Consider the following 18,769-nt stretch of genomic DNA (forward strand, 5'->3'; position numbering starts at 1 on the left):
ATGGACTGCGAACCACTCATTCTTGCCATCGACAACGGCACCCAAAGTATCCGTGCGTTGTTATTCGACAAGAACGGCAACCTTCTGGGTAAGGGCAAACAGGATATCGAGCCGTATTTTTCAGAGCAACCCGGATGGGCCGAACAGCACCCTGAGTATTTTTGGCAAAACCTGGGCCAGGCCTGCCGTGCACTATGGAGCAACACCAGTGCACAGCCCGGACAAGTAGCAGGAGTTACTGTCACCACGCAACGTGGCACAGTAATAAACCTGGACAAACACGGGAACCCCTTAAGGCCAGCCATTATCTGGTTAGACCAGCGCCACGCCAGCGTGAATGGCCCGGTGAAAGGGCCATGGGGACTGTTATTTAAACTCATCAGAGCCGAAGAACCGATCCGGCGCTTCAGAGAAAAAACCCAGGCTAACTGGATAATTCAAAACCAACCTGACATCTGGGCCAACACCCATAAATACCTGCTTTTGTCGGGCTATCTGAACTTCCGGCTGACGGGTGAATACCGTGACTCCACGGGCAGCCAGGTCGGCTACCTTCCTTTCGACTACAAAAAACACCAGTGGGCGGGCCCGCGGGATTTCAAATGGCAGGTAACGCCAATAACACGAAATATGCTGCCCGAACTTGTAAAGCCAGGGGAACCGCTGGGCAGGCTTTTACCAGAAGCGGCCAAACACCTCGGACTAACAAGATCCTTGCCTGTTATTGCCGCCGCATCGGATAAGGCCTGTGAGATTCTGGGGTCAGGAGGCCTTACACCCGACATAGCCTGCATGAGCTATGGAACAACAGCCACCATTAACACCACCAATCCCAAATATGTTGAACCAACCCGTTTTATGCCGCCCTACCCTTCGGCATTACAGGAACACTATTCGACAGAGGTTATGATTTACCGGGGATTCTGGATGGTGAGTTGGTTCAAGCGGGAATTTGGTTTACGAGAACAGAAGATCGCCGAGCAAAAAGGCATAGAAGCCGAAACCCTTTTCGACGAACTCGTCAATTCCGTACCGCCCGGCTCAATGGGCCTGATGCTTCAGCCCTACTGGAGCCCCGGTGTTCGTCAGCCGGGCCCCGAAGCAAAAGGCTCAATTATCGGTTTTGGTGACGTACACACCCGCGCACATATGTATAGAGCAATACTTGAAGGCCTGGCGTACGCCCTCAGAGAAGGCAAGGAGCGCCTGGAAAAACGGAATGGACAACCTATCCGACGTCTTCGGGTAGCTGGCGGAGGCTCCCAGAGTGACGCCGCCATGCAGCTAACTGCAGATATCTTCGGATTACCGGCAGAGCGTCCGCATACATACGAGACATCAGGTCTTGGTGCAGCTATAGATGCAGCGGTAGGTCTTGGCCTTCACCCCGATTTCAAAACCGCAGTGCAAGCAATGACCCGGGTAGGCCAGGTGTTTGAGCCTGCAACTGAAGCTTCAGCCCTATATGAGAAGCTGTACTCCGAAGTGTATCTGGAAATGTACAACCGGCTGCAGCCACTGTACCGGAAGATCAGAAGCATCACCGGATACCCGCGGTAAATGAAACCTTCCAAAAACATTCTTACGAAAAGGAACGTATTGCCGACTATGAATACGCGCATTGTAGTTTGCAACATCCACCACTACTCAACGGTTACTACTTATAAAAAATAGCTTTGCATTCAGCTCCGGTAGGAGTAGAGTGGCTGTCGTTGGAAAGATTTAGCAAAGCATTCATCAATAAGACCGATACCTGTTGTATTCAGTAGTGCATCGTCCTGTTTTTGATCACGCAAGTTTTTTGTTTCCGCACAACCCGCTGATCTAACGTCACTAAGACGATTAGACGGCACATTAAAATGATTGAGTTCAGGATTATATATATGTCAACTGTTACCGGTACTGTTAAGTTTTTCAACGAATCTAAAGGTTTTGGTTTTATCACTCGCGAAAGCGGCCCGGACGTTTTTGTTCACTATAGCGCCATCCAGGGCGGCGGCTTCAAAACTCTGGCAGAAGGCCAGCAAGTTGAGTTCACCGTTACTCAGGGCCAGAAAGGTCCTCAGGCGGAAAACGTAGTAGGTCTGTAATTTACAGCCCTCTAGCGTTATAAAAAAGGCAGCTTCGGCTGCCTTTTTTCATTTCTAACCAAAATAAAATCCCCTCCCCCTCTCAATTCTTAGCAGCAACCCCAGCCATCTAAAACATTTCCAGGCTCTGGCCTGATAATCGAGCGCCAGCCCCATCAATATGACTGATTAGCTTGCAATCAAATGGCACAATCGAACACAGTAGCAGTTAAATTTGTTTATTTGGTAAAGGATCACGGCCTATGAACCTGCAAAACCTTCTGAACATTGAGTTCCCCATTATCCAGGCACCCATGGCGGGCGTTCAGGGTAGCGCAATGGCGATTGCCGTATCTAATGCTGGTGGATTGGGGTCCCTGCCCTGTGCCATGCTAGACACCAATGAGCTTCGGTCAGAACTCCAGACAGTAAAAGCCGGCACCAGTCATCCGTTCAACCTCAATTTCTTTGCCCATACTTCACCTGAGCCAAACGAACAGCAGGAGCTGGCCTGGAGAGAAGCGCTAGCGCCTTACTACGATGAATTAGGGATAGATACTTCAGCCATTACTGCCGGAGCTGGTAGAAAGCCATTCGATTCTGAGGCCGCCACATTCGTTGAAGAGTTCCGGCCGGCCGTAGTAAGCTTTCATTTCGGGTTACCTGAATTGACGCTACTACAACGCGTGAAAGCGGCAGGAGCCAAGGTTCTCTCAACGGCTACCACCGTGGAAGAGGCTCTTTGGCTACAGCAGCACGGCGCCGATGCCGTTATCGCGCAGGGGCTTGAAGCGGGCGGCCATCGGGGGCATTTTTTGAGTAAAGATCTTTCGAGGCAAATGGGTACTTTTGCTTTGGTACCTCAGATGGTCGCAGCTCTCGATATCCCCGTAATTGCAGCGGGGGGCATTGCCGACTCACCCGGTGTTCAAGCCGCTATCAGGCTAGGTGCGGCAGGAGTACAACTGGGAACAGCCTTCCTGCTTTGCCACGAAGCCAACACGAAACCTGTGCACAGAGATGCTCTGAAATACAGATCACAGCATACGGCTCTCACTAACCTATTCACCGGCGGTGCCGCCCGAGGCATTGTGAACCGAGTTATTCAGGAGCTTGGCCCAATATCTGAGAGCGCTCCAGAGTTCCCAATGGCCTCAACGGCTATAGCCCCGTTACGGGCTGCGGCAGAAGCGAAAAACTCGGGAGACTTTAGCCCGCTCTGGGCTGGTCAGAATACGTCAGGTTGCCAGGAAGTTGCTGCCAGTGAATTACTCAGACAACTCGTCATCTAAGTTTCAGAATACCGGGCAAACTCACTCCCTAGGACCCTAAATGGTTTTCAGACGCTTTATTGCCAGAATGCCACTGACCGCCTGGCTGATTCTGCTCATTACTTTGGCAACTTCAGCCCAGGCTTACATCTGGATGCGGGATTTTTTAGTCCAACGGGATCATGAACAGCAGGAATTTGCCGCGACTCAATTAACATTGAAACTCCATGAACGGCTTCGCTCCTTTCGATTAGTTCTGACAGCCGGCACCGGCGTCTTTGCAGCCACCAACGAAGTTACCCGGGAAGACTGGAAACAATTTGTTGATACCCTGCGCGCGTCCGGCGACCTGAAAAATGTCCAGGGTATTGGTTTCAGCTCGGTTCTCAGGCCTGATGAACTCATCAGCCACGAAAACCTCATGCGCAGCGAAGGCTTTGACAATTACTCAGTAACTCCTGAAGGTAAACGTGACGTTTATAGCGCCATTGTATTTCTGGAGCCTTTCGATGCACGTAATCAGCGTGCTCACGGCTACGACATGTTTTCCGAGCCGGTCCGGCGCGCCGCCATGATACAAGCCCGTGATACCGGCCTCGCAGCTCTCACCGGAAAAGTAACCCTGGTACAGGAAACAGAGATAGACCCTCAGCCGGGAACGTTAATGTATGTACCTGTCTATCGGCATGGAGCCTCGTTACAGACCCCAGAATTGCGGCGAGCCAACCTTTTAGGGTGGGTTTACAGTCCATTTCGGATGAATGATCTCCTCGATGGCATTATCGAAGGCTGGGGGCGTGATTCAGGCATACGCAGGGCAATCGGCGTGTATGTCTATGACGACCATGTGGCTCCCGACAACCTGCTCTTCACGGACTTACCTGAAACCTCTTCCACACAAGGCCTACGACGTGAGCTAGACTTTAACGGCCATAAATGGGTGCTGGAATTTGTCCCGAGAGACTCAGCCTCCGGGCCGTCATTGCTTATCGCCTGGTTAGTTGGGGCCGGCCTCTTGCTGGTGGGTATTTTGATTCTGTCTCTCTATCTGACCCTTACCCGGACTCAGGAAAAAGCCCAAAAAATCGCCAAACGCCTTACCCGGGACCTTCGCGAGCTATCGACCCGCTTTGACACCGTCGCCAGTCGGGTTCCAGGGTTAATGTATTCCTTCAAACTGTATCCTGATGGCAGGTCATGCTTCCCCTATGCCAGCCAGGGGATTCGTGATGTTTTCGGGCTTTACCCTGAAGATGTCCAGCAGAGCAGCGCTCCCGCGTTAAAACTTCTACACCCTGAGGATTCAGAACGGATTCGGGTAAGTATTATGGAATCCGCTCAGACACTGTCGGTATGGCAAGAGGAATACAGGGTCATCCACTCCGACGGCCGACTACACTGGGTTATTGGCAATGCAATCCCCCAGGCCCAGAAAGACGGGTCCATTATCTGGTATGGATCAATGGCCCGCATCACTGAGCGGAAAAAAACAGAATTACGCTTAAAGCAGGCACTAATAGAGTCTTCACGGTTCCGGGATGCCCTGAACCGGATGACAACATTTGTCTACATGAAAGACAGTAACCTGAAGTACACCTACGCCAATCAGACGGCATTGTTAAAAATGGGCGTATCTCTGGATGATTTGATTGGCACCCGTGGCGAACAGGCTTTTGATCAGGCGAGCCTTGATCGTATCGAAAAAGCGGATGCCCGCGTACTCTGTGGAGAACGGATAACCGAGGAACTGGAGCTAACCATCCAAGGAAAACCGGGTACCTTTCTACAGATCAAGACCCCCATGTACGAAGATGAAAACAGCAACAAAATTGTAGGGCTGATTGGCATCACCACCGATGTTACCCAGGCAAAAGAACAAGCACGGGAAATCGAACGCCTTGCGCATTATGACCCTCTCACCGGGCTACCCAACAGATCACTGCTATCAGACCGTCTGGAACAAGCTATGGCAATGGTTGAGCGGCGAAAAAATACGCTCGCCGTCGTGTACCTCGACCTGGATGGTTTTAAAGCTGTAAACGACACATATGGCCACGATGCCGGAGACCACGTTCTGGTCACTGTTGCTCAGCGTATGAAAAGGTCCATTCGCAAAGAAGATACATTAGCCCGTTTAGGCGGCGATGAATTCGTCGCGATTTTGATAGACATGTCACCTGACGGCAATTACGAGCAATCCCTGAAAAAACTATTGAGCGCGGCCTCCCAACCCGTGCTGCTGAATAACAATCTTGCCCAGGTAAGCGCCAGCCTGGGGGTTACCTTTTATCCTCAACAGGACATAACCGTCAGCGATCAACTATTACGCCAGGCAGACCAGGCAATGTATCTGGCCAAAGTGGCAGGCAAAAACCGCTTCCATCTTTTCGATGCCGAGCAGGACAGAACGATTCGGAGTCAGCACGAAACCATCGAGCGCATCCGACATGCTCTGCATAACGACGAACTTTGCCTGTATTACCAGCCCAAAGTGAACATGCGTACCAGTGAAATAATCGGTGCGGAAGCACTTATACGCTGGCAACACCCTGAACGGGGATTATTGGCACCGGGTGCCTTCATAAGCCTGATCGAAAATACGCCAGTGATGCTGGAAGTTGGTTTCTGGGTCATAGACACTGCCTTACGTGCTATGAGCAAATGGCAAAAGCAAGGCTTACGCATCCCTGTCAGCGTCAACATTAGTGCTACAGAATTACGAGATCCTGGCTTTGTAGCGCGCTTGAAGAATTTATTATCGGCATGGCCAGACCTCGCACCGTCCATGCTGCAATTGGAGATTCTTGAAACCGCCGCTTTAGGAGACCTGGTGAAAGTAAGCAATGTTCTGAATGAATGTCGGGCGCTCGGTGTCAGCATTGCCATTGATGATTTCGGTACCGGATACTCATCACTCACCTACTTCAAACGGCTACCAGCAGAAGTCGTAAAAATTGATCAGAGTTTTGTGAGTGGGATACTGCGGGATCCCGCCGATCTGACGATTCTCGACGGGATCATTCGCTTAGCCGACGCCTTGAAGCGGGAGTTGATCGCGGAAGGTGTTGAAACACATCAGCATGCGGAAATGTTGCTGAGAATTGGCTGCGGGCTTGGTCAAGGCTATGGCATCGCAAAACCAATGTGTGAGGATGCCCTGGCACCATGGTGTAAACAATGGCGGGCCCCCTCCAGCTGGGCTAACGTAAAACCCGTACCTCGCAAAGCGTTGCCAGCCCTGTACGCTTGCGTGGATCACCGGGCGTGGGTAGAGCATTTCCGTAATTATTTACAAGGCAACAGGCAGCCTTTAGACATGAACCCACACAACTGTCGCTTTGGAATCTGGCTAGACGCCCAGCCGGCAGACATGTCCGAACTCACCTCCATACGTACGCTCCATACCCAGATTCATGAGTGCGCAACAGACATCGACGAATTAAACAAAAAGGACCAAAGGGAGCTGGTTCCGGAATTAATGAAGACGTTGATACAACTTAGCAACCAACTTTCCGAGAGAATGCAGGTAATTATGGAGAGCATGGAGTAGCAAATTCAGGCTTTGCTCTTTTTCTCCAGGTACATCGCGCTGTCAGCATAACTGAGTAACGTTTCAAGATCCTCACCGTGATCCGGGTAAAACGCAACACCAATACTGGGAAAGAGGTTAAGGGTCGCTACCGATAACTCATAGGGTTTGCTGAGAGACGAGAAGATTTTTTCGGCAATCAGGACTGCATCAGAGGGATGCTTAATGGTATCGAGCAACACAACAAACTCATCCCCTCCCAACCGTCCGACGGTGTCAGAGGCCCTGACAGAGTCCGATAAACGTGTGGCGATAAAAGACAGAACCTCATCACCTACTCCATGGCCGTAGGTATCGTTTACTTCCTTGAAATTATCAACATCAAGATAAAGAACCGCCAAAACGCCCTGCTCTCTGGCCACCCTCGTTAAAGCATTCTGCATTCGATCCAGAACCAGATGCCGGTTAGGTAGCCCGGTCAATTGATCGTAACTAGCCATGTACTCAAGTTGGGAATGCATTTTTTTTCGCTCAATGGCCGCTGCAATCTGCTCCCCCACAAACTCAAGTACGCCTCGATCCTTGTCGGAAAAACTTATGCTTTCCGCAGGCCGCTGCAACAAAATAGCCCCGAATACCCCCTCAGAAGACACCAGCGGAACACCTAAGCAATCATGACCTACCGCCACAGCTCCGGACGCCTGCACTACCTGCGCGCACAACGATCCGGCATCATAATCAGTTCGTGACATACCCGCTTCAATTCTATCCGCGTTATACAGAACATTCAGTGTGTCACTTTCCACGGCCTTCAGAGCCACTGTAAAAGCCGGAGCTATCAACAGATCGTCAACGATCTTGTGTATACGCTCAAACAATGCCGACAAACTTTCTGCTCTGTGTGCCGCCTCCGAAATCGCATAAATAGCTTCCTGCCGGGCTTCGGCGTGTTTGCGCTCTGTGACGTCACGCGCAAGAGCCACACGCACCTTCTTATCTTCCGACCAGCGGGCAGACCACATGATATGGGCTATGGATCCATCTTTGCGAATATACCGGTTCTCAAAGTTCAGCTTCTGATCACCGCGCAGAATTTCTACCACCGTATCTGCCGTTTTCTGTTGATCATCCGGATGAACAAAATCAAGAATAGGTCTGCCAACCATCTCTTTTGGCCGGTAACCAAAAACCCTCTCACTGGCAGAGCTCACGTATCGGATAATGCCCTCTCGGTCGACCACGCATAGAGCATCCAGCAGCAAATCCACAAAACTCTCAAGTGGAATAATTGACTTCATCGGCTAAGGTTTACCTCAGGTCTGTACCAGATCCCAACATAGGTAACCTGATCGAAATTAATTGTCTATCTCAACCATCAGAGTAACAGCATCAATATGAGGTAGTATACGTTTAGACATGCCGGCCAATATAATCAACCGGCCAGACATAATCAGGCAGCCCAAAGTTTTATGAAAATACCAAAGCGATTACAGCCCCTTGTCGATGACGGCATGGTGAACGAAGTGTTGTACCAGTTAATGAGCGGAAAAGAAGCTCAGGTGTTCGTTGTACGGTGTGGCGACAGTGTACGCTGTGCAAAAGTGTATAAAGAAGCCCAGAAGCGCAGCTTTAAACAAGCCGTGCAGTACCAGGAAGGCCGGAAGGTACGCAATACGCGCCGTGCAAGGGCCATGGGTAAAAAAACCCGTTACGGCCAGAAGGAACAGGAAGATGCCTGGCTGAACGCAGAAGTTGATGCTCTGTACCGCCTGGCGGAAGCTGGCGTGCGCGTACCGGAACCTTTTGGTTTTGTCGACGGTGTGCTGCTTATGGAAATGATTGCCGATGAAGACGGCAAAGCTGCCCCAAGGTTAGACGATGTGGTACTAACACCAGAGCAGGCAAGAGTTTACCATAGCAAGGTCATTTCAGATGTGGTTCGTATGCTTAGTGCTGGTTTGATCCACGGAGACCTTTCTGAGTTCAACGTACTGCTAGATCCGAGCGGACCGGTCATTATTGACCTGCCCCAGGCTGTTAATGCATCCGGAAACAATAGCGCGGAACGAATGCTGGAGCGAGATGTAGACAACATGAGGCGCTACTTCGGCCGCTTCGCTCCGGAACTTCTGAACACAGACTACGGCAAAGAAATCTGGGCTTTGTATGAATCAGGTGACCTGCACCCCGACAGCCAGTTGACTGGATGCTTTGAGCACGATACCGAAAGTGCTGATGTCGACGAGCTAATGGAAGTCATTGAAGCCGCGAAGGAAGAAGAGCGAGAGCGTCAGGACCGCCTGCGCGATGCTGAAGCAGATGACGAATAGCTATAACGGCAAATACCCGATTCAAACGTAGAATTACCTGTAACATAAACGGGGACTGGTTGGTTCCCAACTCGCAGGGGAACCTCTGCGATCAGGATAGGAATATTATGTTTTTAGACCGTTTTTACTCCGTGCGGGACAAGCACATTTTCATTACAGCTCCGCAGGCCAGCCTTTTTGCCAAGGAAGTGGCCGGCGATTTTAACCCGATTCACGACCCGGATGCCCGTCGGTTCTGTGTCCCCGGGGATCTTCTTTTTGCCATCGTGTTATCACGATTTGGCTTATCCAGTAACATGACCTTCAAGTTCCTTAACCTGCTCGGTGCAGAGGTGCCACTGGAGTTTCGTGAAAGTGACGACGGCACCATCGAGGTCTGTGACGAAGCGGGTAAAGTTTACCTGGAAGTAAACCGCAGCGGCGATCGTACCTTTGATAAGACAATCGTTGAGGAGTTTATCCGTTGCTATGTTTCTACCTCGGGAAAAAACTTCCCCCACACCCTCATACCACTTATGGAATCCCATGGCGTAATGTTTAACCCGGATCGCCCAATGGTCATGTACCAGAGCATGAGCCTGTCGCTCAGCCAGCTGGAGACTCCAAGCCCGGAGCTTGAGCTGAACAAAACCGATCTCGAAGCTGTCGGAAAGCGTGGCAACGTCACCCTTGATTACCACCTGATGTCAGGCGGGAAACCCGTAGGTGATGTATCCAAACGAATCATGCTGGGTGGTTTACGGGAGTATTGTCCGAAAGCTATAGCAGCGGTAACTGAAGAATTTTATCGACTTAAAGCCAAAGGCACCGGTGCCTAATTGCACCCCTGACCAAAGCCATTCAGGTATTTAAGCAGGCTAACTCACCGATGAAGTTGTCCCGGATCATCAGTAACCAGAATGGCATCAGCCGTCAGCGCGCAAACGCACTGATCGCCACGGGACACGTTAAGGTCAATGGAAGGATTTGCAGGGAGCCTCGGCACGAAGTCAGCCAGTTCTGCACAGTGGCTATAGACGAAGAAACCATCCGAACGGCGTGCCCTGCCCATTATCTAATGCTGAATAAACCTGCTGGCTATCTAAGTGCTACGGTAGATGACGCCCACCCCACGGCAGTCGAACTCATCGATATGAACCTGCGTACTGCATTACATATCGCGGGTCGGCTGGATCGTGCCAGCACCGGCCTCCTGATATTGACCAACGATGGTAATTGGTCTCGCCGACTAACAGAGCCACGCATAAAAAAACCAAAAGTGTATAAAGTCACTACCGAATCACCCATTTCCGCTGAGGCACATCAACGTTTTAAGGATGGTATCTGGTTCGAGTATGAACAGCTGAGAACCTCCCCTGCCCATATTGAAGAACTCAGCGAATGCCAGGCCCGTGTCACCATCTACGAGGGCCGATACCACCAGGTAAAGCGGATGTTTCGTGCAGTCGGCAACCGCATCACATCATTACACCGGGAGAGCATGGGAAGCATTCAACTGGACCCTGAGCTGATGCCCGGGCAATATCGCACACTAACAGCCGCGGAAGTCGATTCGGTTTAAGCTCTGTCATCAGTGCCATTGCGCTCAAAGGTATGCAGGCAGACATCAACCGTGAGCGATAAGGACTCAAGAACTGAAGCCCGCTCCCGGCCTTCATGACTGGCCCGGTAAAGGTGGGGCGTCATCGCGAGAAGATCCGTAATCGGTTCCGAACCCGCAAGATGCAGTGAAAACCTTACATCTTCTGTCCTGATTCGACGAAACCCTTCCGGGGCCTCTGCTACTTTTTTAGATTCTGCTCTGACTTCAGGGTAAATAATTTCTCGCAGTTCCCGAAGATGGTCCTGGCCCGCATCCACCTGTATTAACTTTCCGCCTGGTTTTAGTACGCGAGCAAACTCCGGATACACAGGAAAACCGAACAAACACAATATTCGATCAAGAGAAGCTGGAAGCACCGGTAAATTTGCATTACTACCCACAACCCAATTCGGCCGGTCATCCTGACGAGCTGCCGCCAAAACTGCCCACTTAGAAATATCTAAACCAAGCAAAGACAAAGTGTGCTCGCCAGCAGCGGAGGCCAGTTGGCGCAGATAATAGCCCTCACCACAACCGGCATCCAGACAACTTACTGTAGCGCCACTGGCTACACCGTCCAGGGCCGTCTGGATAACCGCATCGGCAATCGGTTGATAAAATCCGGCTTCAAGAAAACGCTGGCGTGCGGTCACCATCAACTTACTGTCACCAGGATCCCGTGAGCGTTTGTTTTGCACCGGCAGTAAATGAACATACCCTTGCCTGGCAATATCAAAGCTATGGCCCGTTGCACACCGCCATAGTCTCCCCTCTCGTACAAGGGGAATCGCGTCCAGCGGACATGCTAAAGCTTCGAATGGTACAACAGTCATAGAGAGTTCCTGATGGTCTGGGCAGCAATCACCAGCATGGCGAACACGTTCATACGCTAGCGAGCCAATGCGTCTGAATAAATGATCAACGTTATCCGCTGGCATGCTCTGCGGGCAAAGCCGTATCTCTGATAAAAAACTGATTCCTCCCCCTGCGCTTGGCCTCATACATGGCTTCATCTGCACTCTGTATCAGTTCTTCACCGCTAAGGCCTGCTCCACAGGCAACAACAATACCGATACTCACACCTACACGGGCTTCGCCCTGGGGTAATATAATCGGCTCAGCAAGGGACTGAATTATTTTTTCAGCAATGGCTTTGGGGTTTTCCACGGATGAAATCTCAGGCAATAACACAATGAACTCATCGCCCCCCATACGTGCGACCGTATCGCTTTTTCGCACGATATGCTTCAGTCTCGTCGAAACTTCCTTCAACAGGATGTCGCCGGCATCATGACCATAGGTATCATTCACAGCCTTGAACTGATCAAGATCCAGAAACATGAGCCCGAAATATCGCCCATGACGTTCTGAAAGTTCGATGGCTACCTGCAGGCGTTCATCAAGAGCCCGGCGGTTCGGCAAAGCCGTCAGGATATCCTGATAAGCAAGCGCCTGAATCTTTTCCTGATACGTTTTGATTTCAGAAAAATCCAGGAAGGAGATGACTACCCCCTCCTCCCCTGTATCCCTGGTAAGTGGAGCCGCATCCAGAATCACAGGAATGATGACATTATCCTTACGACGAAACTCCTCATCTTTGCTGCGATAATGCTGCTGTGAGCCCATCACATTGAGGATAGAGCAGGTGGATTCATCCCCGTCATGAACATGAAATATCTGGTGCCCTTTTTTAGCGACCAGTTCATTGAAGTCCCAACCCAGAATGCGTTCAGCTTCTGGGTTCATGTAAGTAATGAGACCATCACTATCCATCACGATCAGGCCGATTCCAAGTGCACTGGATATTTCCCAGAACCGTTTGGATTTATGCTCATTTTCCCGTCTCAACTCACGGCGTTTAAACAGCAAAAACTGCAGATAAAAAGAGACAATAACAATCAAAAAGACGCCAGAAACATAAAAGGTGAGGACCCAGGGATGATTAAAAAGCTTCGAAGACGGCAACGCTTTGCTGGGCACGAAGGAAATCGCTTTCCAAGCGTATTGCTCTGCCCTTGAATCCGTATTGAATGGCTTTAACGGGTGAACTGCCTCAAAGATGAAGAGGCCGTCAGGCGTTTCAACAACCCCACTATCGTTGTCGAGAATCTTTTTTAAAGCCACGGGATAAGAGGACTCGAAAGCAGACGGCAAGTTGAATACAAAGCCCCATTCATCATTCTTATTCGGGCCAAAAAGAACGCCCCCCTCATCGTTAAGCAAAAAAGCTGGATAGGTAGTGCCCATACTTGAGGAGAACGTTTCCAGAAGGCTTTCACCCTTCATGTTCAGGATCAATACGCCTTGGTTACCAGTCTCCTCATCAGAAACACGAACACCGAAGCGAATCACCGGCAGGTAAGGAATATCGATTTTTCCATTCTCAACATTGAGGTCCAGTGGGGATACGTAGACTTCTCCTTCAGAAAGAGCCAGGGTTTCAACGAAATAATAGCGATTACCTTTAAACTGCAAGGCCCCATCACTTTTCGTGAGGGTGCGCCCGAACAAATTATCAAGCCGGATTAATTCATAACCTTCACTATCAAGAAATCGAAGTTGGTTATACGCTGGCTTATGCTCAAGCTGAGCCCTGAAAATCTTTTGTAATAGTTCTTCATCAGCTTTTGCTCGTTCACGGTTAAATCGCTCAGTGGAAGGGTGATTAGCGATCGTAAACAAATCATTAATCGTGTAGCCAAAAATCTGTTCCAGTAGCCCGGAGGTCAGCTTTACCTTAGCCTGCTCTGAAACTTTTAAGTCCGAAACCTGCCGGGCCGCCTGATACTGCAAAGCGCCATACACGATAACCGTGAATATGATGATGAAAAAAAAACTGGTTACCAGGGCGCGTTTAATGAAGCCCTCTTTATTACAACGTTTACCAGACATGCGCTACCAAATAATGTTTAAGTTCAGATTACCCTGAATAGTATGAAGCATGGAGGCCGGTTGTCCATGCCCCCAGTGTCTCGCAGGTGATGACCTTTTGCGTGAATGCAGCAGACTCCTCCTACCCCCTACAGTCTTGGAAGCTGTGTCCCTTCCGGAACCCGGACTTCAAAGCCAGATTTCACATTAATAGTTTGGCCGGCAGGCACTAAGCGATCCCAGGCCAGGACGCCCTTCTTCTGATCAACATCCCGCTGGACCGGTTCACTGATTTCCAACGCTTTAACCGTCAGTACATCCGTTTGCGATACCGGTATACGGTCAAAAATCCGGACCTGTACGGATTTATTATGGTGGTTGCTAATCTCAAACCGATTTTGGCGGCGCTGGACGTTCTCACTCTTCCATACGCCCTCTTCGCCTGTGCGTTCAAGCTCGTTCACCACCGAAACCCGAATACCTTCATCTACTCCAAATCCCAGGGAGAACTCTTCACCACGGGCCAATTCCTGAAAATACGTTTCACCCACGCTTTGGCCATCCCGGTACAGTGTTACGCGCCCGGCAGGTATCGGAACTTCAGCCTGAAACGTGCCCGTTGCATAAAGGTATCCGGTTGCATCCATCACAGGAGCTGTCCAGGTAGCAACCTGCACTGGCACCCGGTGTTCAGCAATTATCAGCCGCTGCCCCGATATACCTGTTGGGATTTCAACTGGCTGAGACAAACGATAGTTTTGCGTGAAGGTGCTCTGTTGCTCAACGACGGCAGCATTTCCCATCAGTGACTCCACCTGCGAATCAGCCATCGTGGCCAACATCTTTGAACGATAGAGCTCAGGCTGCTCCGGGCTGACAACCCAGGAATTGATGGCAGGCATAGATGTTCCCCGACGAGCGTTCGCAGTGGCAAGCCGCAACTCCACACCCTCCCAGTCGGACCCGGTTGACTGCTGCACCACAGCCAGATGCTGAAGCGTAACTTCGCCCCCTGATCCACCTTGGAGTGCCGTGTTCAGGCGAGCACTGTATTCACTACGCCAGCTAGCTTCCGGAGTCTGAAACTGTAGCTTTATCTCCAGCTGCCCTGTCTTCGGCGCCCGGTAATGCACCAAGACCGTCTTGGTTGCCTTGGCTCCCTGCTTAATTTGAGAAAGCTCCCGGTTTAAACGATCTCTCAAGGCGATATCGTTCGTCATTTTTACACGAATCGCCCTTATCTCAGCGAGCGCAGCCTGCGTGGTGTTCTTCAGAGCAGAAGCCAGATCCGTGAGTTCTTCTGCGGGCAGCTCATGAGGCGACTCTGCAGCCTTGCTCATCAGCGTTACCTGCTGATTCCAGGCCCGGATCAAATCCTCCTGCTCCTGAATTCGCAAAGCAACTTCAGATAACTCATCTCGAATACGTTGGGTTTCTCCCGCTACATACTCTTCCTGCTCTACCCGACTGACCTGAACCTGGTTAACCTGTACTCCCTCGACACCCTCAAGTAGTACCTGCAAACTCTGATCCTGAAGACTGACAGGCAGACCTTCAATTTCAACCATTCCCGTACCAGCACTCACCTGCTGAGTTTCTTCCCAGGTCAACTCCGCATGGGAAGGATATAGAACTGCTGTTGTGACCTCTGCCGAAGCCATCAACGGTATAGCTGAAACAGTCATCGCAAGCAGGCTGAGATTTTTCATGGTGAGAGTCCTTTAATTAACTGCGGTATTCATACGAAGGCATAGCAAGCAGCATTGAGGCACTTAAGCAAGCGGAGCGAGTGTATTGAAAACCAGTATACGAAGATGAAGGATAGCAGAACGAGGAACGCTGCGTTATCTGTGACAGTAGGGCTGATTATTACACAGCAACATATTCATCTGCCCGCAGGCAAAAACACCTGTTCAGGTGTCAGGGAAGCGCCCGCAGTAATTCGATGACGGTACGATACAGCAGCATCGGAACCCGCTGGCCATAACTGATCAAAAAGAGATACCCAGGCTTCAATATCAAAAACAACGGGTAGCAGTGAAATGTGAACGTTACGATTATCAACACTGGCAATTGGCTTGATACCCGAAGGGCTATAAGCAATACGGGTCATCAGACCATGAGGATTCCCCTGTAAATTACCCATGCCGGCAGAACCATTATTTATCACCGTACGAGCCTGGCCATCCACCTCCGCTGCCCAGAGCAGCGGTTGGCAAGTATGGGTACAAACGATCACATCAGCGCCGGTGTTACGCAGCCACTCACGCACAATCAACGGGTTCCCTGTGGCAAATGATTCACGGGCCAGCCCCCAACCGGCAAGGGATTCAGGATCACCATGCAGAACGAGAATCTTTAGCTCCCCATACATCAAACACCGATACTTTGGTAGAGATGACAGATGGTCCTGAATGTCCGGGTGCCTGTCAGCTATCGCCTGGAGCCGTTTCATCATGCTATTGGAGCGATCTACCGTTTCCTGATCAACAAAGTCCGGATATGCACAACCGCACCCGGCCCCGTCGCTGGATTCAGCGAGTTCGTACTCCACATTACCAAGGCTGGCAGTGTGGCCAAGTACCCGGCTATTGATACCCCGGTACAGACTGTCACTGGCGTTAAACCAATTGAAATCGCCGTTAAAAATCAGCTTTACACTGTAACCCCTCCGTTCTTCCACAAGCGCCATTTGTTCAATTTGATCAAGGGCGTAAGGATTACCGTAAAGGCCGCCAACAATATAAAGCACATCCTCCGTTATCGGAGAGGGGTGCTGACAAAGCGCAGCAGGATTATAACGATACGCTAATGGGCAACTTCGGCCCAGGGAGTCAGTCATGCCTCACACCTCTTACACCCCGTTCACCTGCGACAAACTTCAAATGGATCGCCAGTTTCAGAACCTCACTCACGACCCGAGTCAGTCTCTTACTTACTTTTGCTCCAGGCATATTTTCTGAACACTTCATCTACCGGAGTTTCTGCCATATGATTAACGTAGTTGCTAATGACCTTCTGTGACAGCCCCAAAATCACCTCCAGCACTTGCCGGTTCGTATAACCTGCCGCAAAGAACGTATCCAGATCATCCTGACTCACATTACCATGCTTTTTCATAACCGCCAGTGTGAAGGTACGCAGTGCTTCAAGCCGCTCACTGGGTAGTGGCGTTTCATCCCGCAAAGCATTCGTGATGTCATCAGACACCTTCATCATTTTGGCTATGCCAGTGTGAGCAGGGACACAGTAGTGGCATGCATTCTCGACGTTGATGGTCTGCCAAAGCACTGTTGTCTCATCGTCATCAAAACTACTTGCCAAGACAAGCTGGTGCAGTTTCTGGTATGCCTCAAGCAGCTGGGGTGACTCTGCCATCACGCCGTGAAGCCCAGGAATTCTCCCCATACTCTTCTGGGAATGTTGCAAAAAGGGCTTTGCTTCTTCTGGCGCACTATCCATATCGTGACTTCTAAATACTCGCATCGTAATCTCCAATATCTTGAGTGATCATTCAACATCATCGACACAGTAACTGTTAATGAGCGATCGCTCAAGTTATAATTGAGCAACTATTCAAATTCGTAATTTATGGTGATTTTCATGGCGAGAAGCCCTAGTTTTGATCGGGAAACCGCTCTAGGCCAAGCCATTGGCCTATTCTGGAAAAGAGGGTATCACGGCAGCTCCGTGAAGCAGCTTGAGCATGCTCTGGACATGCGCCCCGGCAGCATCTATGCAACGTTCGGAAGCAAGGATGGGCTGTATTCTGAAGCTCTGGCCCGATATGCGGAGGCGAGCGGTGCAGAGTTAGCAAAGCATATGAAGGGCTACGATTCCATTCTCGACGGGCTCAAGGATTACCTCCGGAAAATCGCGAGTGGCTGTGCCAACACAGGTGAAGCGTCCTCCCGAGCCTGCCTTATTGTTAAAACACTACTGGAGGCCAGTCACACACACCCGGAGCACTCCCAGCAAGCCAGGGAAATTCTCGGAGCCATAGAGAAATCTTTCTCAGAATTGCTGGGTGAAGCCAAACAAAGGGGCGAACTGAAAGACACAACAGATTGCAGTCGCCTGGCTCGTTTGCTCCAGAGCCAGATTATGGGATTACGTTCTATTGCTGAGCGGAACCTCTCAGAAACAGATCTGGTCGCGCTGGGTGATGATATGGCGCACATACTTGAGGCCTATCGAATACCAACGAATGAGAACAACCTGACATGAAAAACAAGTGCGTCAGAGCCCCCCTTATGTCCATGGAGAATTTTCCATCAATCATCGTATTCGATGTCAATGAAACACTCCTGGATATCACCAGCCTCGAACCTTTGTTTGCCCGTATTTTCGATGACCGGAACGTTCTTAGAGAGTGGTTCGCTCAGTTGATTCTTTATTCCCAGACCATGACTTTATCTGGACTCTATACATCCTTTGGTGAGCTTGGAGTAGGCGCATTAAAAATGATCGCAGCCATTCATCAGGCAACCTTAACAGATAAAGACATCGAAGAGCTGAAGGAGCGAATGAGTACGATGCCCGCTCATCCTGATACAACACCTGCCCTCAGCCAACTACGCAATGCAGGTTTTCGACTGGTGACGCTAACCAATTCGGCCAGCACAATCTTCCCTACTCCGCTTGAAAAAGCAGGTTTAGACCACTTTTTCGAGCGAACGTTTAGTGTTGAGGCTACGAAAAAGTTCAAGCCTGCACCGGATACCTATCAGTGGGTCGCCCGGGAATTATCCGTGAAAACATCTGATCTGTGCCTGGTTGCCTGCCATCTATGGGACACCATTGGCGCACAAGCTGCAGGCTGCCGGGGCGCGTTTCTCACACGCCCCAACAACGCTCTGTTACCCGCATCAGGAGTGCCACACCCGGACATCATTGCGTCAGAACTGACTGAATTAGCTGAGCAGATTATTCGGGCAGCATCCTCTACCAGCGAGCGGTAACAAACGAAATATCGCGCCATAAATGAAAAAACCCCCGACAGCGAAGCTATCGGGGGTTTTCAGTATTAAGAGTCTGACGATGACCTACTCTCACATGGGCAATGCCACACTACCATCGGCGCAGGCTTGTTTCACTTCTGAGTTCGAGATGGGATC

15 protein-coding genes and 1 rRNA gene are annotated in these 18,769 nt (G+C 50.5%); 9 read left to right on the top strand and 7 right to left on the bottom strand.

Annotated elements, in window-relative coordinates:
- The 4 genes from ABYA77_RS07765 (at window position 1) to ABYA77_RS07780 (ending at window position 6,890) form a co-directional block, all read left to right on the top strand.
- Complete coding sequence (locus ABYA77_RS07765) at window positions 1-1,560, top strand: FGGY-family carbohydrate kinase (RefSeq protein ID WP_372965387.1); 1,560 nt, start codon at window positions 1-3, stop codon at window positions 1,558-1,560.
- A gap of 323 nt (window positions 1,561-1,883) precedes the next feature.
- The gene (locus tag ABYA77_RS07770; protein ID WP_303289679.1) at window positions 1,884-2,090 is read left to right on the top strand and encodes a cold-shock protein; all 207 of its coding nucleotides are present in this window, start codon (window positions 1,884-1,886) and stop codon (window positions 2,088-2,090) included.
- A 242-nt stretch (window positions 2,091-2,332) separates the two neighbouring features.
- On the top strand, window positions 2,333-3,361 hold the full coding sequence (locus ABYA77_RS07775) for an NAD(P)H-dependent flavin oxidoreductase (RefSeq protein WP_372965388.1): 1,029 nt from the start codon (window positions 2,333-2,335) through the stop codon (window positions 3,359-3,361).
- 40 nt (window positions 3,362-3,401) lie between these two features.
- Window positions 3,402-6,890 carry an EAL domain-containing protein gene (locus tag ABYA77_RS07780; protein ID WP_372965389.1) on the top strand — a complete coding sequence of 1,163 codons (3,489 nt, stop codon included), beginning with the start codon at window positions 3,402-3,404 and terminating at the stop codon, window positions 6,888-6,890.
- 5 nt (window positions 6,891-6,895) lie between these two features.
- On the opposite strand, the gene ABYA77_RS07785 is transcribed toward ABYA77_RS07780, so the two are convergent.
- Window positions 6,896-8,167, bottom strand: a complete 1,272-nt coding sequence (locus ABYA77_RS07785; RefSeq protein WP_372965390.1) for a diguanylate cyclase domain-containing protein — start codon at window positions 8,165-8,167, stop codon at window positions 6,896-6,898.
- A gap of 171 nt (window positions 8,168-8,338) precedes the next feature.
- On the opposite strand from ABYA77_RS07785, the gene ABYA77_RS07790 reads away from it, so the two are divergent.
- The 3 genes from ABYA77_RS07790 (at window position 8,339) to ABYA77_RS07800 (ending at window position 10,760) form a co-directional block, all read left to right on the top strand.
- The gene (locus tag ABYA77_RS07790) at window positions 8,339-9,199 is read left to right on the top strand and encodes a PA4780 family RIO1-like protein kinase (RefSeq protein ID WP_372965391.1); all 861 of its coding nucleotides are present in this window, start codon (window positions 8,339-8,341) and stop codon (window positions 9,197-9,199) included.
- Window positions 9,200-9,306: 107 nt separating this feature from the next.
- Complete coding sequence (locus tag ABYA77_RS07795) at window positions 9,307-10,017, top strand: DUF3581 family protein (RefSeq protein WP_372965392.1); 711 nt, start codon at window positions 9,307-9,309, stop codon at window positions 10,015-10,017.
- Window positions 10,018-10,067: 50 nt separating this feature from the next.
- Window positions 10,068-10,760, top strand: coding sequence for a pseudouridine synthase (locus ABYA77_RS07800; protein ID WP_372965393.1), 693 nt, complete (start codon window positions 10,068-10,070; stop codon window positions 10,758-10,760).
- Here ABYA77_RS07800 and ABYA77_RS07805 read toward each other — a convergent pair.
- From ABYA77_RS07805 to ABYA77_RS07825, 5 genes are all read right to left on the bottom strand, one after another.
- The gene (locus ABYA77_RS07805; protein ID WP_372965394.1) at window positions 10,757-11,614 is read right to left on the bottom strand and encodes a putative RNA methyltransferase; all 858 of its coding nucleotides are present in this window, start codon (window positions 11,612-11,614) and stop codon (window positions 10,757-10,759) included. The two genes, ABYA77_RS07800 and ABYA77_RS07805, sit on opposite strands and share 4 nt — an antisense overlap.
- Window positions 11,615-11,705: 91 nt before the next feature.
- On the bottom strand, window positions 11,706-13,673 hold the full coding sequence (locus ABYA77_RS07810) for a diguanylate cyclase domain-containing protein (RefSeq protein WP_372965395.1): 1,968 nt from the start codon (window positions 13,671-13,673) through the stop codon (window positions 11,706-11,708).
- Between the two features lie 128 nt (window positions 13,674-13,801).
- Entirely contained in the window at window positions 13,802-15,361 is a 1,560-nt protein-coding gene (locus ABYA77_RS07815) for a DUF4139 domain-containing protein (RefSeq protein ID WP_372965396.1), read from the bottom strand.
- A gap of 176 nt (window positions 15,362-15,537) precedes the next feature.
- Window positions 15,538-16,494: a metallophosphoesterase gene (locus tag ABYA77_RS07820; protein WP_372965397.1), complete on the bottom strand. Its 957-nt coding sequence runs from the start codon at window positions 16,492-16,494 to the stop codon at window positions 15,538-15,540.
- An 89-nt stretch (window positions 16,495-16,583) separates the two neighbouring features.
- Window positions 16,584-17,138, bottom strand: a complete 555-nt coding sequence (locus tag ABYA77_RS07825; RefSeq protein WP_372965398.1) for a carboxymuconolactone decarboxylase family protein — start codon at window positions 17,136-17,138, stop codon at window positions 16,584-16,586.
- 117 nt (window positions 17,139-17,255) lie between these two features.
- Here ABYA77_RS07825 and ABYA77_RS07830 point away from each other — a divergent pair, with 117 nt between their 5' ends.
- Together ABYA77_RS07830 and ABYA77_RS07835 are read left to right on the top strand one after the other, a co-directional pair.
- Complete coding sequence (locus tag ABYA77_RS07830; RefSeq protein ID WP_372965399.1) at window positions 17,256-17,879, top strand: TetR/AcrR family transcriptional regulator; 624 nt, start codon at window positions 17,256-17,258, stop codon at window positions 17,877-17,879.
- Window positions 17,880-17,905: 26 nt separating this feature from the next.
- Window positions 17,906-18,613, top strand: coding sequence for a haloacid dehalogenase type II (locus ABYA77_RS07835; RefSeq protein ID WP_372965400.1), 708 nt, complete (start codon window positions 17,906-17,908; stop codon window positions 18,611-18,613).
- 71 nt (window positions 18,614-18,684) lie between these two features.
- Here the strand turns inward: ABYA77_RS07835 and rrf are convergent.
- A 5S ribosomal RNA gene (gene rrf / locus ABYA77_RS07840) occupies window positions 18,685-18,769 on the bottom strand; the annotation flags it as partial.

The organism is Marinobacter sp. (assembly GCF_041595835.1).
In the GTDB taxonomy this organism is placed as follows: domain Bacteria; phylum Pseudomonadota; class Gammaproteobacteria; order Pseudomonadales; family Oleiphilaceae; genus Marinobacter.

Coding starts and splice junctions, on each gene's coding strand:
- ABYA77_RS07810 (WP_372965395.1), bottom strand. CDS start 13,673: ATGTCTGGTAAACGTTGTAATAAAGAGGGCTTCATTAAACGCGCCCTG.
- ABYA77_RS07775 (WP_372965388.1), top strand. CDS start 2,333: ATGAACCTGCAAAACCTTCTGAACATTGAGTTCCCCATTATCCAGGCA.
- ABYA77_RS07800 (WP_372965393.1), top strand. CDS start 10,068: ATGAAGTTGTCCCGGATCATCAGTAACCAGAATGGCATCAGCCGTCAG.
- ABYA77_RS07815 (WP_372965396.1), bottom strand. CDS start 15,361: ATGAAAAATCTCAGCCTGCTTGCGATGACTGTTTCAGCTATACCGTTG.
- ABYA77_RS07795 (WP_372965392.1), top strand. CDS start 9,307: ATGTTTTTAGACCGTTTTTACTCCGTGCGGGACAAGCACATTTTCATT.
- ABYA77_RS07790 (WP_372965391.1), top strand. CDS start 8,339: ATGAAAATACCAAAGCGATTACAGCCCCTTGTCGATGACGGCATGGTG.
- ABYA77_RS07825 (WP_372965398.1), bottom strand. CDS start 17,138: ATGCGAGTATTTAGAAGTCACGATATGGATAGTGCGCCAGAAGAAGCA.
- ABYA77_RS07785 (WP_372965390.1), bottom strand. CDS start 8,167: ATGAAGTCAATTATTCCACTTGAGAGTTTTGTGGATTTGCTGCTGGAT.
- ABYA77_RS07805 (WP_372965394.1), bottom strand. CDS start 11,614: ATGACTGTTGTACCATTCGAAGCTTTAGCATGTCCGCTGGACGCGATT.
- ABYA77_RS07830 (WP_372965399.1), top strand. CDS start 17,256: ATGGCGAGAAGCCCTAGTTTTGATCGGGAAACCGCTCTAGGCCAAGCC.
- ABYA77_RS07765 (WP_372965387.1), top strand. CDS start 1: ATGGACTGCGAACCACTCATTCTTGCCATCGACAACGGCACCCAAAGT.
- ABYA77_RS07780 (WP_372965389.1), top strand. CDS start 3,402: ATGGTTTTCAGACGCTTTATTGCCAGAATGCCACTGACCGCCTGGCTG.
- ABYA77_RS07820 (WP_372965397.1), bottom strand. CDS start 16,494: ATGACTGACTCCCTGGGCCGAAGTTGCCCATTAGCGTATCGTTATAAT.
- ABYA77_RS07835 (WP_372965400.1), top strand. CDS start 17,906: ATGTCCATGGAGAATTTTCCATCAATCATCGTATTCGATGTCAATGAA.
- ABYA77_RS07770 (WP_303289679.1), top strand. CDS start 1,884: ATGTCAACTGTTACCGGTACTGTTAAGTTTTTCAACGAATCTAAAGGT.